Here is a 14,133-nt window from a genome sequence, read left to right as displayed (position 1 = left end):
TCAAAACGGACATGCGGCCTCAAATCGAACCCGCTCCCCACCCACCGGATGATGCAGTGTCAGGCTTTCAGCATGCAGCGCTAGACGGGATGAAGCTGCCAGCGCCTCCCCATTCGCGTAAAAGCGGTCGCCAATGATCGGATGCCCTAAAGCCAGCATATGCACACGAAGCTGGTGTGAACGGCCGGTATAGGGAAACAAGCGGAGCCGGGTTGTCTGGTCTCTCCGGTCCAGTACTTGCCATTTCGTCAGGGCAGGCTTGCCATTTTCAAAACACACCATCTGTTTCGGCCGGTTGGGCCAGTCACAGATGAGCGGCAGGTCCACCTCGCCTTCGTCTTCAGCAATATGCCCCCAAACTTCCGCAAGATAGGTTTTTTGCGTTTTGCGCCGCTCGAATTGCAGCCCCAGGTGACGATGAGCTGCAGCATTCATAGCAAGAACCATGACCCCGGAGGTGTCCATATCCAGCCGGTGTACAATTCGCGCATCCGGGTAGGTCTTTTGAGCCCGCGATTCGACGCAATCGCTGTGCTCTAGAGCTTTGCCCGGAACACTCAGCAACCCGCTGGGTTTGTCGACGATCAAGAGATCCTCATCCACGTGGAGCACGGACAAATACGGCTCAAGTGGCGGATTGTAGACAAAGGGGGCCGGGGCACTCTGGTTCATGGCCTGGCTTATACAATGTAATTGAAAAAACAAAAGGCGCCGCCAAAGCCGCGCCTTTTCAAGAACCTCTTGCCCATTTTGAAGTCCCGAAGACTCAAAGGCTGAGGAGACAAGTCAGTTATCGCTTAGACCAGTAGAATGCACAGGACACCGGTCAGCCCAAAAATAACTGCGGGCGGTACCCAGCCGTTCGCGCCCAGCGCAACACCAATGCCAGACGCAACGATCGTTGCCAGCACCATCAGCGCACCAAAGACAACGGCCGTTGTGCCACCGAAGCTGAACAGAATCAGACAGAGCACGATGTTCAAAACGGCGATGGTTCCAACTTTGGAGAAGTTGATAAAGCCTTCGTAGGTCCGCTCGTGCGAATCGTAATCCATTGCCGGCGCAGTTTCGTTAGACATTAAGTCCCCCAAGAAAATCGAAATTCGATGTCATCCATACAGAAAGCCTTGCCATTGAGCAATATTTTCCGGCGGGGTTTTGCCGATTTCTTATGCTCCAACAGGATACGTTTTGTGGCAGGGTTCTTTTCTGTTCTGTCGTGCCGCTTTGCCGCAGAATAGCCACTGGCTTTATTATGCGGCTTCCCCAACGCCTAGCAGACCTGCAGACTTAAGCGCAGCACTTTGGCGGTCGCGGACCTTTGCAGCTTCAAATCCTTCGATTTGCTCATTAAAGAGCTGGAAGAAATTCAACTGAGCCCGCAAATGCAAGAAAACACCGCCTAGACCGATCGCTGCACGGTCCATAAAGACAAACTCCTGCGGCACGGTCACTGGCCCGAGTTCCTTCAAGGCCGAATGCACTCGGAACGCCTCTTTGCGCCCATACTCAGCCGCTGAAACACCATCGGCAATGGACCGCACCCGGTCTGTTAGCAATGGTCCATATATAAATCGTGCCCAGATATTGAGGACCTCAATGATCTCCTTTTTGAGATTTTGAAAGCCCCAGCGCTCGTATGCCGAGACGACCCGATCCTGATCTTCTTCGAGAAGCCCTTTGTAAAGATCCACCACCCCCTCGACAAAAGCGTCCGGGAAGATCCGGATACAGCCATAATCGAGCAAGTTGATACCCGATGGGACACCATCTTCTTCAAACACGGTGTAGTTCCCAAGATGCGGATCCCCGTGGATGACCCCATAGTGGCTAAACGGATGCCACCAGGCATGAAACATCGTCTGAGCCAAACGGTTGCGGTCTTCTTGGGAATGTTCCTTGTAATCCAAAAGCGGACGTCCATGCAGCCAGTTCATGGTCAAAAGACGTTTGGTCGACAGATCCTGCACGACACTTGGAACACGGATATGCGGAGCATCTTCAAGGATGTTCCGGTAAAGATCGATGTGGGCAGCTTCGCGGTAATAATCGAGCTCTTCCCGCACCCGGGCACTGATCTCCTTGGCGATTTCGCTTGTATCGATCGCAGGTTTCATCCGCCGGTGCAGGGAAAACAGCATCTGCAATTGTTTAAGATCTGCCTCTACCGCTGAGGCCATATCCGGATATTGCAGTTTACACGCTAGCACCCGGCCGTCATGTCCGGCTGCCCGGTGCACCTGCCCCAAAGAGGCCGCCGCCGCCGGCTCCCGGTCAAAACTGTCAAATTTCTTTTGCCAATCTGCCCCAAGTTCAGCCCGCATGCGGCGTTTGACGAAAGCCCAGCCCATCGGCGGCGCACTGGCCTGCAGTTTGGCAAGTTCGGTGGTATATTCCGGTGGCAGAGCATCCGGAATGGTCGACAAAAGCTGCGCGACCTTCATCAACGGCCCCTTCAGGCCACCAAGTGCCGCAGCGAGATCCGAAGCATTTTTGCCGTTGTCGAGTTCCATGCCCAAAAGCTTGGCGCCGGCAACCTTGGCTGCGATCCCGCCCATATTGGTCCCGACCTTGGCGTAGCGGCCCATACGGGCACTGAAACGATTACTTTCGCGGTCCTTGTCCTGCGGCATAAACTCAGAGGCTCCTCGACGATACAGTCACGCGTTTGATCGATAGATATAGATCAGCCAGCCAAAATCCAGTCTGCGGCCTGAGGAAGCACCGTTTCTACAAGGCGCCTTCGACTTCGGCTGCAATTTCAGCGAGCGCCTCAACCAGGGCTTCCCGGCCGCGTGTCAGCCCTTTATAGGCCAACTGATCCAGGTCCAATCCCATCAATTGATCTTTGAGATGAGCTGCAAGCGCGGCACGATTTGGCTGGTTTTGCAAAGCGGTCAGCGGGTCGTGATGGATCTTGATCGTGAACAGCACATCGCCGCTTTTCGGCAGCCGCCGCAGGGTCTGCCGTTCAACCCGTAAGAACAACCGCGGCAGCGCCGCCTCGTCATTGTCGATATCAATTTGTTTCGCCTCCGGATGATGCAATTCACCGTCCGGATAGATCGACCAATTAAAACGGCAGACGTACTGGCCGGCCTTCAGATTGTCGAACAGCCGCGCCACCATCATGCCCATACGGTGTCCGTTGAAGCCCGGCACAGGTTTGTGGATCCCGCTCATCGATTGACCGAACTTTTCTGCCAGCGACCACGATGATGGAAAACACAGACAGGCTGCGGCAAGCCGATAACCGTCGGGTCCGGGGCGCATCAGCACAAGGTCTTCCTGCACCAGCCGCGCCGCCGTCAGAAGAGCGGGCTCGTCGTCAAGATCGACTGTTCGGCCGGTACTTTTGATGATGCCTTGGTTCTTACGAATCGAATACGTTGCACCGTGATGGCGCTGCAGGTTTTCAACAATCAGCGTTAGGATTTCATATTGCGCGTTTCTCGTGCCATCTTCAGCCCGAAACACAGCATCCCGATCAGCCTCAAGCAGCCGGTCCTTCTCTGCCAGATGCTTCTCCAGAAACGGATCCGGCTCTAGCCAGGTTTCTTCCGTAATCGGTTTCAAACCCATCGTGAACGGCAGGCTGGTGCCATCATACGGCGTGTGCTGAAACGGGGGCGCTGGCTTATGCATCAAAAAGCGCTCACACCTTAGTCCTGGTCCAGCGCTTCCAGCTCATCGATCAGCCGCTCAATGACCGAAAGGCCCTTCTTCCAGAAGTCAGGATCGGCAGCGTCCAACCCGAACGGTTGCAGCAGCTCGGAATGATGCTTGGTGCCGCCAGCCTTCAGAAGGTTAAAGTATTTCTCCTGGAACCCGGTTTCAGCTTCTTCATAGACCGCATAAAGCGAGTTCACCAGGCAGTCACCGAATGCATAGGCATAGACGTAAAACGGCGAATGAATGAAATGCGGAATATAGGTCCAGAAAGTCTCATAACCTTCGTTCAGCTTGATCGCAGGCCCTAGGCTCTCGCCCTGCACAGACAGCCAGAGTTCTCCGATCTTATCAGCGGTCAATTCACCGTTGCGCCGCTCGGTGTGGAGTTTGCGCTCGAAGGTATAAAAAGCGATCTGGCGGACCACCGTGTTGATCATGTCCTCGGCTTTTGACGCCAGCATGACCTTTTTGGTTTTCGGATTGTCCGCTTTGGCCAGCATCGATTTGAATGTCAGCATCTCGCCAAAAACGCTTGCGGTTTCGGCCAGGGTCAACGGTGTTGGTGCCATCAGCGGACCGTTTGGCCCTGCCAGCACCTGGTGCACCCCGTGGCCCAATTCATGGGCCAAGGTCATGACATCGCGGACCTTGCCCTGATAGTTCAGAAGAACATAAGGGTGCGCACTTGGAACGGTTGGATGAGCAAAGGCGCCGGGCGCCTTCCCGGAGCGCGCCGGCGCATCGATCCAGCCCTTGTCAAAGAAGCGTCCAGCGATTTCGGCCATATCCGGCGAAAAGGTTTCATATGCGGAAAGCACTGTGTCCTTGGCTTCGGCCCAAGGGATAACGCGCGTGTCAGCATCCGGAAGCGGCGCATTTCTGTCCCAGGTATTGAGCTGGTCCATGCCGAGCCATTTGGCTTTTAGCTTATAATAACGGTGCGACAGGCGCGGATAGGCTTCCCGGACAGCCGAGACCATTGCGTCGACAACTTCGCGCTCCACTCGATTGGCCAGGTGACGGCTGTCGGCAATGTCGGAAAAATTCCGCCAACGGTCCGAAATCTCCTTGTCCTTCGCCAAGGTATTGGTGATCAAGGTGAAGGTGCTGAGGTTCTCAGAAAACGTCTTGATCAGAGCCTTGGAGGCTTCGGCACGTTTGTCTGGCGATACGTCTGTCAGAAGATTGAGAGTCTGTTCAACGGGCAACTCATCACCCGAAACTTCGAACGTGAGCGATGCCATGGTTTCATCGAAAAGGCGGTTCCAGGCACCGCTGCCCGTAACCGATTTTTCGTGAAACAGTTGCTCCACCCGGTCTTCCAGTTGGTAGGGCTTGTCCTTGCGCAGGTCCTCGATCCATGGCCGGTAATGGGCGAGATGTGTGTCTTCTAGAGCGGCATCGACGATGCCGTCATCAATCCGGTTCATTTCCAGGGAAAAGAATAGGAGATGTGAGCTGGCGGTGGTGATCTGCTCCTGCACATCGCCATAAAATTTCTGGGAGGCCGGGTCTGTGGTGTTACCCGCGTAAACAAGCCCGGCAAAAGAAATCAGCCGGCCCATCAGATCTTCTAGGTCCTCATAAGCCCGGATTGCAGTCACGAGGGCGGCAACATTGTTTTCTGCCAAATCTGCCAGCCGTCCCTTATAGGAGACTTCGAAGGTTTTGGCCCGGTCGAGCGCTTCCTTCAGGTCTGCAGCGACTTCAGGCGCGTCGACGGACGGATAAAGATCCGTCAAATTCCATTCCGGCAAATCACCGAGATCCACCGATCCAGAGGTTTGAGGCGCAAGGACAGGGTGCGGCAACGGCATGGTTCACTCCGAAAATCGGTAAAAACGTCAAGGCGTTTCATTTGGACTAGAAAGCATTTTGTAGGCTGTTCGCACAGGGCGCCGCAATCGAAAAACTGAAACTTTTTTCGACCCTCTTGGAGGATTTGTTTACCGCTTTGCCACCAGAATGGCCCGAAACGAAACACATTGGCATGATCGAAGGCATCTGATGCAAGCACTCAGTGGCAAAATTCTCATTGTCGACGACGACCCGATTCAGCGCCGTCTGCTGCAAGAGGCCGTAACCAAATTCGGCTACCGCTCCAAGACTGCCGAAAACGGCGCCGAAGCGGTGCGGATCATGACTGGGCCGGAAGCCAGCGAGATTGATCTGATCATTCTCGACATGGTGATGCCGGAACTGGATGGCCTCGGCGTGCTGGAGCGCCTGCGCTCAGACAAGATCTCCACACCTGTGATCGTTCAGACAGCCCATGGCGGTATCGATACCGTGGTCTCTGTGATGAACGCGGGCGCCCAGGATTTCGCGGTTAAGCCTGTGGCTCCGGAACGGCTGAATGTCTCGATCCGCAACCTTTTGAAAACATCGGCTCTTGAAGGCGAAATCACCCGGATCCAGAAAAAGGCCTCCGGCACACTCACCTTCAAGGATATCATCACCCATTCCCCGGCTATGGAACGGGTGATCAATCTTGGCAAACGCGCCGCCGCCTCCAACATCCCGATCCTGATTGAAGGCGAAAGCGGCGTTGGCAAGGAGATGATTGCCAGCGCAATCCAAGGCTCCAGCGACCGCAAGTCCAAACCGCTGATCACGGTCAACTGTGGTGCCATCCCGGACAATCTCGTGGAATCAATCCTGTTCGGCCACGAAAAAGGTGCCTTTACCGGTGCTGTCGACAAACATGTAGGCAAATTCCAGGAAGCCCACGGCGGAACTCTGTTTCTCGACGAGGTTGGCGAACTGCCACAGGACGTTCAAGTCAAGCTTCTACGCGCGATCCAGGAAAACGAAATCGATCCGATCGGTTCCCGCCGTCCGGTGAAGGTCGATTTCCGGTTGATCTCGGCAACCAACCGGCGCCTGATCGATCAGGTCAAGGAAGGGGCTTTCCGGGAAGACCTTTATTACCGGCTGAACGTCTTTCCGATCTGGATCCCACCGCTGCGCGACCGGCGCGAAGACATTCCGGCCCTGGCCCGCCATTTCCTTGCAAGATTTGCAGCCGAAGAAGGCAAACCGCAGGTTTCCGGCATCATGTCCGATGCTCTTGCCATGCTGCAGGAGTACACTTGGCCAGGCAACATCCGCCAGCTGCAAAACACCATGTTCAGAGCAGTTGTCCTTTGCGACGGCCCCCAACTGACATTCGATGACTTTCCTCAAGTAGCAGCAGCAATTGAACGGCCTGTTGGCCATGGTGTCACTGCCCCAAGCCCAGCCACCTTGACGCCGATAGCACCGGCGCCTGCAGACCCACCGCCTTTGGCACACGCACCGCAATCCGCTGCGGCAAGTCCTGGTGCAATTGCGCAGGCCCAACCGCCGGCCGGCTTTGAAAGCTCCGCGCCGTTCGGTTTCATGCGCAACCTCGACCCAGAAGGCCATATCCGCAAGCTGACAGATGTTGAAGAAGAGCTCATCAGAGCTGCGATCAAGCATTATTCCGGCCGGATGACCGAAGTCGCCAAACGGCTCGGGATTGGCCGCTCGACCCTCTACCGCAAACTTAAGGAATACGGGCTTGATGATGGCGGCACTGACGCCGCCGCTTAATCTGTTTCATATCAAAGCTTAAGTTCAAGATCCGACGATTTTTGAACACATTCCCGCGCTAGGGCACTGTCGGCAGGAATTTTTGCAGATGTCTGCGGATAACCAGCCGCAGAGTTGCAATTTTGCCACGTTTTCCACACAACTGGAATTAGGGTAAAAACTTCTTAACCTGCGGCAGATAAACTTGCGGTCTGCTGGGGAGCACGGGATGGGTGTAAGCCACCACAAAACGGCGGGATAGAGATTGCGTAAACGGTCAGTTGGTTTCGACGCCGTCGCCTGGTTGAGGCGCGCCGCAGTTTCAGCGGCCGCGGTCATGGCATTTGCTTTGACGCTCGCAGGCTCGGCTGAAGCAGAAACCAGAACCTTAAAGCTTTACAACACGCACACCAAAGAGCGTGTATCGATTACTTTCAAAAAGAACGGCCGGTATCTTCCGGGCGGTCTTCGGGAAGCCAATCGTTTTTTGCGTGACTGGCGCCGCAACGAAATCACCAAAATCGACCCCGAGCTGCTCGACCTTGTCTGGGAGGTCTATCAGAAAGTTCGCGCCAGAGATCATATCTACGTCGTTTCCAGCTATCGCTCGCCGGCCACCAACAACATGTTGCGCAAGCGGTCAAAGGGCGTTGCCCGGAATAGTCAGCATACGCTCGGCAAGGCCATGGATTTCTATATTCCAGGTGTCAATCTTGCCAAACTGCGCGCCGCGGGTCTGCGCAAGCACGTCGGCGGTGTCGGCTACTATCCGCGTTCGGGCTCGCCGTTCGTTCATATGGATACCGGTCGGGTCCGCCACTGGCCGCGCATGAGCCGGTCCCAGCTGGTAAAAGTTTTCCCGAACGGAAAAACCTTACATGTGCCGTCTGACGGCAAACCGCTTAAAGGCTACAAACTGGCGCTCGCGCAGGCCAAATCCGGCAACAGCAAACGTTCACGACCAACCCTTGTGGCGTCTAACGATCGGAGTTCTGCGAGCGCTCCTAGTACGCGCGATGAATCCGCAAGTGTGCTTACAACCCGCAATCAAAGCGTAAGAACCGCACCAAAACCGACACCCCCAGCGAATGTCGAACGGGAAAACACCGGTGGCGGCAACCTGTTTGCTAGTCTCTTTGGTGGTGGTAACCGGGCGGGTTCAAAAGATTCCACCCGCCCAGGTGCCGTCGGCGGACGCCAATCGGCAACGCAAACCGCCGCGGTCTCTCCGGTTCTCGAAAATCCACCAGTACCCGGACGGAAACTTCTTGAAACGCCAGAAGCCACTCCAGCTGTTGTGCTTGCAAGCTCCGCGCCGGAGTTGAAACCTGACATAGATGCGCCGGTACTATTGGCAGCTGCCTTACCTACGCCTGCACCCAATACTCTGGACAGTCAGCGGGCCGCACTGGCCGCCGGCCAACCACCAGCTGCCAGCAAGCCTCTGAACGATCGTTTTCTTGTCGCCGGTGCGCCGGGACAAAAACCCGCTGCCGGCTTACAGGCAGCGGCCCAAGCGGCAGCAGCAAAACTCGGTGGCACTGCATCAAACACCTCAGTTAACGATCCTGTAGCCGCCATTGCGGCCGCGACAGGCACCGCTGTCCCCTCACCGGAACCAGCTCCTCGGCCTGGATCGACCTTGGCTTATGCTTCTGCTGCACCGACACCGCCTGAGTTAAGCCGGTCCCTACGCGGTACGGCAGTTGCAGCTCCAGAGAAAGCTTCCGATAACCGCCCGGTTGCGGCGCCCAAGGCAGCCATTGCCCGTCCATCAGTTTCTGGCCGGATACCGCGCAATCAAATTGTAGACCCGCTGGCTGGCTTTGCGAGCCTCCCCGATAGGTCAGAATCGCTTGTGCTGACTGGCGCCAACACGACACGCCACCGGACATTTGCTTGGCTGAGCCACCCGAACCAGCGCCAGCTGACCAATGTCATCAAACCTGGCAACCGTTTTGTCGCTGCAAGCTTCGAACAGACCCCCTATGGCGATCTTAGAACCGACCGATTTATGGGCCCGGCCATTGTGGTGCTGCCCGTTCACTTCGCTCGATAATCCGGTCCATCGTCGGACCTGAGAAAAGAAAAAAGGCTGGTTCCAAGAACCAGCCTTTTTTCATTCTGTAGCAAGAAAACCTTAGCCTTCAGACGGGCCTGGGCCAGCCATCCCGAGGGCATGAAGGTAAAGGTCGAGTACCGCCTCTTCCTCTTCCCGCTCATGTGGCTGTTTCTTGCGAAGTGAAACAACTTTCCGCAGGATTTTAACGTCATAGCCATTGCCTTTGGCTTCTGCGTAAACATCCTTGATGTCATCCGAGATGACTTTCTTTTCTTCTTCCAGTCGCTCAATGCGCTCAATAAATGCGCGCAGCTGATCTGCGGCGACTCCACCCGGATCGGACATTCGAGTGTTACTCCTTAGTTAGTTTTTATCTCTTCAGCAAACATCTGCAGCGGCAACATATGAATTCCGCTGCAAGGAAACCGGCCCGTGCCGTGCCAGACTTCGCCAGCGACGTCAAGCGAACCGGAACAAACCGTACATCTCAGTGGTGGTGAGGATGGCTCTTTTTGAAAGCCGCTTTTTGCTCCTCGGTCGCTTCGGTCTGGTGTTTGGCCTTCCAATCAGCATAAGGCATGCCATAGACCAGCTCACGCGCTGCTTCTTTTTCCACATCCAGCCCTTTTTCATTGGCAGCTTCCGCATACCAGTTGGACAGGCAATTGCGGCAAAAACCAGCAAGGTTCATCATGTCGATGTTTTGGACATCCGTGCGTCCGCGAAGATGTTCCACAAGCCTGCGAAAGACGGCGGCTTCCAGTTCGGTTTTGGTTTGATCGTCCATCAATTCATCTCCCTCAGCTCTTATCCGGCATACACCCTGTCACTTGTTATCGCATCGGGATACATAGTGCCGGACTTGCCGGCAATCTTGCGCCTGCGACAAATTCCTTAAGATAGGCTCGAGCCGATCGGCCCATTCCAATGCCCCGGCCTCATCGGCGATCAGGTCCTGGCGCACTTCCAGAAGGGCTTGCGACAGCCCCCGTTTTGTTGCGTGCCGGTACATCGTGTCATTTTCAAGGGCGCCGTCGTAAGGTTCGTTGTCCCCCACGATCAAATCACTTTGCGCCCGCAAACCGTCCAGCATGGGAGTTACAGCGCGCGGGTCGCTGTCCCACAGCACCGTCACGTGCCAGGGACGGGGCACACCCCGCCAAACTGGTGTAAAGCTATGGATCGAAATAATAACCGGCGCCGGTGCGGCTGCCATCATTCGGTCCAAGGTCCCGGAGATCAGACCATGATAAGGTTTATGGAATCGGTCGATCCGGCGCTGGCGTTCAGCTTGGTCGACTTTCGCATTGCCGGGCACCACGGCGCCATCCGACAGACGCATGATCAGCGTTGGATCATCTTCGCCCCGATTGGGGTCGATCAGCAATCTTGAAAACGTCGACAGGCAGGCCGGGGCGTTGAGCCTTCGGGCCAGCTCGAGTGTTACAGCACGCGCACCAATGTCATATCCAATGTGCCGCTCGAACTGGGCGGCCGGAACACCCAGGTCGCCATATTCTTGCGGCACTGTATTGCGGGCGTGGTCGCACAGCAGCAAAACCCCGGCGCTCTCATCACCATGAACATATTCATACGGCTGAAAGGAAGTGTCCGGCATCAGCGCAGGATCAGTCATCTAGATCTTCTTGATTACGAAAAACAGCATTATTGGCAGGCGGACAGGTGTACGCCAAAGCTGGCGGGGAACCAAGTCCGAATAATCCGCAATGTCCGCAAAACAGGCACTCGAATCGCTGTTTTTGAACAGCGGGCAATTTTGACCCCAATCATTACCTGGATATTTTTGATGTGGATGAAAGTGTTTGTATACCGTTTTTTGACAGCTGGGCTGTACCCACAAGGTTACTGTCATGTTCCCGCCCCAATTATCACCACATACGATAGTTTGGTTTTATCCGGGTGGGCCAAAAGGGTATCAGTGCGGCAATAATAGGGTTTTACTCTTGCACATATATTGTTAACGACGTTGACAAGACACTGTTGTCCACGCAAAAAGCCAATGTCTGTAAAGCAGCAAAGTGAACGACTGCGTATGTTTGAGGTAGGGGAACGGCACCAGGGCAGGTCTCGGACGTGGATCAACACGTCTATTAAGACCTTATGCGCCTTTGGTATTGCCCTCTTCATAAGTGCTATTAACAGCGGAAGCGCCAAGGCTGACCTTCGTCTTTGCAACAAGACGGACAGCCAGGTCGGAGTAGCTATCGGCTACAAAGATAAATCCGATTGGATCACAGAAGGCTGGTGGAATCTTGAATCCAACAGCTGTGAAACTCTCGTACCCGGCTCTCTGGTGTCACGTTACTATTACATCTATGCGGTCGATTACGATCAATTCGGCGAATGGGGCGGCCGGGCGTTCATGTGCACCCGGGAAAAAGAGTTCACCATCCGCGGAATTGAAGACTGCGTTGCTCGAGGTTTCGAGCGGACAGGCTTTTTCGAAATCGACACGGGCGAACAGAGCAGCTGGACGGTCCAGTTGACCGAGCCCGTGCAACAAGGGACAGGTGGGCGATGAGGCGAAACCGACGAGTTAAAATTCTAGCTACTCTCGGACCCTCCTCCTCAGAACAAGACATCATCGAAAAGTTGTATCGTGCTGGCGCGGACGTGTTCCGTATCAACATGAGCCACACTGACCATGACCGTCTCAAGATGCTGGTATCCCGCATCCGTGCTGTAGAGGAAAATGTAGGACGACCGATCGGCATTTTGGCCGATCTTCAAGGACCCAAGCTGCGTGTAGGCACATTCGGCGATGGCCCAGTGATGCTGGAAAACGGAGCGGTCTTTACTTTGGACGCAGATACTTCTGCGGGCGATATCAACCGGGTCCACCTACCGCACCCGGAAATCTTGAAAGCCCTGGAACCCGGACACCGGCTGTTGCTGGACGACGGCAAGATCCAACTGCGTGTGACTGAGGCTTCCGCGGCTAAGGCCGTAACCGAGGTCATCGTTGGCGGCAAGCTGTCCGATCGCAAGGGCGTCAGTGTTCCAGATTCTGAAATCGCCACAAGTGCGATGACGGAAAAGGATCACAAGGATCTGATTGCTGCACTGGACCAGAACGTTGACTGGATTGCTCTGTCCTTTGTGCAACGGCCTGAAGATCTTGCAGAAGTCCGCAAGATCACGCGCGGCCGCACCGGCGTATTGGCGAAGATCGAAAAACCTCAGGCCATTGGCCGGCTGGATGAGATCATTGAGCTGTCTGACGCAATCATGGTTGCTCGTGGCGACTTGGGCGTGGAAATGCCTCTCGAACAGGTCCCAGGCTTGCAAAAGCGCATCACCCGCGCCTGCCGCCGGGCCGGCAAGCCGGTTGTCATCGCGACCCAGATGCTGGAATCGATGATTACATCTCCGGTTCCAACCCGCGCAGAAGTTTCGGACGTTGCCACAGCAGTGTACGAAGGCGCTGATGCGGTCATGCTGTCCGCCGAGTCCGCTGCCGGTGATTTTCCGGAAGAAGCAGTCTCGACCATGGACAAGATCGCTCAAGAAGTTGAGCAGGATCCCAACTACCGGACCATCATCTACGCTCAGCGCACCGAACCGGAAGCAACAGGGTCCGATGCGATTTCAGCTGCGGCTCGCCAAATCGCGGAGACCCTCAATCTGGCTGCGGTGGTTTGTTACACAACGTCTGGGGCTACGGGCCTTCGTGCATCGCGGGAACGCCCGTCTTGCCCGATCATCGTTCTGTCTCCGGTCATGGCAACCGCCCGCCGGCTATCGCTCGGCTGGGGCCTACACTGCGTTGTCAGTGAAGACGCTGCCAACGAAGAAGACATGATCGACCGTGCTTGCCGGATTTCTCATTCCGAAGGATGGGCAAAACCAGGTCAACGGATCATCATCACCGCTGGTGTCCCGTTTGGAACACCGGGCTCCACCAACATGTTGCGGATTGCATTTGTTGGCAATGACGGACAGGGCGGCATTTGACGGTTCGTTGAGCAAAACAAAAGGCGGCCTTTTTTTTGGCCGCCTTTTTAAATCGATTAGCCTTCCACCATAATTCTAAATCGCCGACCGAAAATGGCTCGCGCCTAAACGCGGGCAAACGCTTGTCAAATACGGGCTTAATTAAACTGGTTCGCCTTCGGCGGCCTTTTCAAGCGCCTCTATTGCATTCTCGGCATTTTCCAAGCCTGGGTGAATTTCAAGCGCCCGGCGGAATGTTTCCAGAGACTCGTTTTCAAAACCCAGGCGCCGCTGAATGATCGCAAGGCCCGAAAGTGCACCCCAATGCCGGGGCTCCAGCGCCAGCGTGCGTTCTATGTCGACCAGCGATTTGCCGAAATCTTCTTTCATATAATGAACCGTCGCGCGCCGGTTCCAGCCTTCGGCAAAAGAGGGACGCAGCACAACAACCACATCAAGCAGATCGAGCGCCAATCCATGGTCTTTGGCTTGTATCGCATGTCCGGCCCGTACCATAAGCAAGTTTACGGTATCGGAGCCTGAGTCCATCCAGATCCGCCGGATATCGCGCGACACACGCTCCCGCACGGCTGGATCGTCCGCTCCTGAAAGGTCCGCGTAAAGACTGTCGAGTTTAGAAAGAGTTTCAGTGGGGTCTTCGTCTTCAACCACCACTTGGCCGCCAGCCTCTGGCTCAGGATCAGGCAGTGCATCAAAATCCTCGACGGACGGCATGTCAGCCTCCGGACCGAGATCAGGCACCGTCTGCGCTGTGGCGGCAGCCGGAGCAAATAGGAGAAGAATGGCAAACACAAAAATCCGCATCCAACGATTATGGGTCGTTGAATGCGGCGGTCAATCCCGGATATTGACACTATCGCGTGTTTCTG

13 protein-coding genes are annotated in these 14,133 nt (G+C 55.4%); 4 read left to right on the top strand and 9 right to left on the bottom strand.

The window, feature by feature from the left end:
- The 5 genes from rluA to FJ695_RS07385 form a co-directional block, all read right to left on the bottom strand.
- The gene (gene rluA, locus FJ695_RS07405; protein WP_141184834.1) at window positions 1-672 is read right to left on the bottom strand and encodes a bifunctional tRNA pseudouridine(32) synthase/23S rRNA pseudouridine(746) synthase RluA; all 672 of its coding nucleotides are present in this window, start codon (window positions 670-672) and stop codon (window positions 1-3) included.
- A gap of 125 nt (window positions 673-797) precedes the next feature.
- Window positions 798-1,079, bottom strand: coding sequence for an aa3-type cytochrome c oxidase subunit IV (locus FJ695_RS07400; protein ID WP_141184833.1), 282 nt, complete (start codon window positions 1,077-1,079; stop codon window positions 798-800).
- A gap of 174 nt (window positions 1,080-1,253) precedes the next feature.
- Complete coding sequence (locus tag FJ695_RS07395; protein ID WP_141184832.1) at window positions 1,254-2,633, bottom strand: AarF/ABC1/UbiB kinase family protein; 1,380 nt, start codon at window positions 2,631-2,633, stop codon at window positions 1,254-1,256.
- A gap of 97 nt (window positions 2,634-2,730) precedes the next feature.
- Complete coding sequence (locus tag FJ695_RS07390; protein WP_141184831.1) at window positions 2,731-3,645, bottom strand: DUF3445 domain-containing protein; 915 nt, start codon at window positions 3,643-3,645, stop codon at window positions 2,731-2,733.
- 17 nt (window positions 3,646-3,662) lie between these two features.
- Complete coding sequence (locus tag FJ695_RS07385) at window positions 3,663-5,489, bottom strand: M3 family oligoendopeptidase (protein ID WP_141184830.1); 1,827 nt, start codon at window positions 5,487-5,489, stop codon at window positions 3,663-3,665.
- Between the two features lie 190 nt (window positions 5,490-5,679).
- Here FJ695_RS07385 and FJ695_RS07380 point away from each other — a divergent pair, with 190 nt between their 5' ends.
- Both FJ695_RS07380 and FJ695_RS07375 read left to right on the top strand, forming a co-directional pair.
- Window positions 5,680-7,248, top strand: a complete 1,569-nt coding sequence (locus FJ695_RS07380) for a sigma-54 dependent transcriptional regulator (protein ID WP_141184829.1) — start codon at window positions 5,680-5,682, stop codon at window positions 7,246-7,248.
- 244 nt (window positions 7,249-7,492) lie between these two features.
- Window positions 7,493-9,286: a DUF882 domain-containing protein gene (locus tag FJ695_RS07375; protein WP_371708976.1), complete on the top strand. Its 1,794-nt coding sequence runs from the start codon at window positions 7,493-7,495 to the stop codon at window positions 9,284-9,286.
- 81 nt (window positions 9,287-9,367) lie between these two features.
- On the opposite strand, the gene FJ695_RS07370 is transcribed toward FJ695_RS07375, so the two are convergent.
- The 3 genes from FJ695_RS07370 to FJ695_RS07360 all read right to left on the bottom strand — a co-directional run bounded on the left by FJ695_RS07370 (window position 9,368) and on the right by FJ695_RS07360 (window position 10,925).
- Window positions 9,368-9,634 carry a DUF2312 domain-containing protein gene (locus FJ695_RS07370; protein ID WP_133951361.1) on the bottom strand — a complete coding sequence of 89 codons (267 nt, stop codon included), beginning with the start codon at window positions 9,632-9,634 and terminating at the stop codon, window positions 9,368-9,370.
- Window positions 9,635-9,776: 142 nt separating this feature from the next.
- Entirely contained in the window at window positions 9,777-10,076 is a 300-nt protein-coding gene (locus FJ695_RS07365; protein ID WP_141184828.1) for a DUF1244 domain-containing protein, read from the bottom strand.
- Between the two features lie 39 nt (window positions 10,077-10,115).
- Entirely contained in the window at window positions 10,116-10,925 is an 810-nt protein-coding gene (locus FJ695_RS07360; RefSeq protein ID WP_141184827.1) for an N-formylglutamate amidohydrolase, read from the bottom strand.
- A gap of 417 nt (window positions 10,926-11,342) precedes the next feature.
- Between FJ695_RS07360 and FJ695_RS07355 the strand changes: the two genes are divergently transcribed.
- Both FJ695_RS07355 and pyk read left to right on the top strand, forming a co-directional pair.
- Entirely contained in the window at window positions 11,343-11,831 is a 489-nt protein-coding gene (locus FJ695_RS07355; RefSeq protein ID WP_209010961.1) for a DUF1036 domain-containing protein, read from the top strand.
- Entirely contained in the window at window positions 11,828-13,264 is a 1,437-nt protein-coding gene (gene pyk, locus FJ695_RS07350; protein ID WP_141184826.1) for a pyruvate kinase, read from the top strand. The genes FJ695_RS07355 and pyk overlap by 4 nt, the downstream gene beginning before the upstream one ends.
- A gap of 141 nt (window positions 13,265-13,405) precedes the next feature.
- Here pyk and FJ695_RS07345 read toward each other — a convergent pair whose 3' ends face one another.
- The gene (locus tag FJ695_RS07345; RefSeq protein ID WP_209010960.1) at window positions 13,406-14,056 is read right to left on the bottom strand and encodes a tetratricopeptide repeat protein; all 651 of its coding nucleotides are present in this window, start codon (window positions 14,054-14,056) and stop codon (window positions 13,406-13,408) included.
- Between the last annotated feature and the right edge of the window lie 77 nt (window positions 14,057-14,133).

The sequence above is a fragment of the Labrenzia sp. PHM005 genome (genome assembly GCF_006517275.1).
Lineage (GTDB): Bacteria > Pseudomonadota > Alphaproteobacteria > Rhizobiales > Stappiaceae > Roseibium.
Note: the sequence above shows the minus strand (reverse complement) of the source record. Positions and strands in the feature narration are given on the sequence as shown.

Excerpts from the sequence above, each read along its gene's own strand:
- rluA (WP_141184834.1), bottom strand. The coding sequence starts at position 672 with ATGAACCAGAGTGCCCCGGCCCCCTTTGTCTACAATCCGCCACTTGAG.
- FJ695_RS07400 (WP_141184833.1), bottom strand. The coding sequence starts at position 1,079 with ATGTCTAACGAAACTGCGCCGGCAATGGATTACGATTCGCACGAGCGG.
- FJ695_RS07395 (WP_141184832.1), bottom strand. The coding sequence starts at position 2,633 with ATGCCGCAGGACAAGGACCGCGAAAGTAATCGTTTCAGTGCCCGTATG.
- FJ695_RS07390 (WP_141184831.1), bottom strand. The coding sequence starts at position 3,645 with ATGCATAAGCCAGCGCCCCCGTTTCAGCACACGCCGTATGATGGCACC.
- FJ695_RS07385 (WP_141184830.1), bottom strand. The coding sequence starts at position 5,489 with ATGCCGTTGCCGCACCCTGTCCTTGCGCCTCAAACCTCTGGATCGGTG.
- FJ695_RS07380 (WP_141184829.1), top strand. The coding sequence starts at position 5,680 with ATGCAAGCACTCAGTGGCAAAATTCTCATTGTCGACGACGACCCGATT.
- FJ695_RS07370 (WP_133951361.1), bottom strand. The coding sequence starts at position 9,634 with ATGTCCGATCCGGGTGGAGTCGCCGCAGATCAGCTGCGCGCATTTATT.
- FJ695_RS07365 (WP_141184828.1), bottom strand. The coding sequence starts at position 10,076 with ATGGACGATCAAACCAAAACCGAACTGGAAGCCGCCGTCTTTCGCAGG.
- FJ695_RS07360 (WP_141184827.1), bottom strand. The coding sequence starts at position 10,925 with ATGACTGATCCTGCGCTGATGCCGGACACTTCCTTTCAGCCGTATGAA.
- FJ695_RS07355 (WP_209010961.1), top strand. The coding sequence starts at position 11,343 with ATGTTTGAGGTAGGGGAACGGCACCAGGGCAGGTCTCGGACGTGGATC.
- pyk (WP_141184826.1), top strand. The coding sequence starts at position 11,828 with ATGAGGCGAAACCGACGAGTTAAAATTCTAGCTACTCTCGGACCCTCC.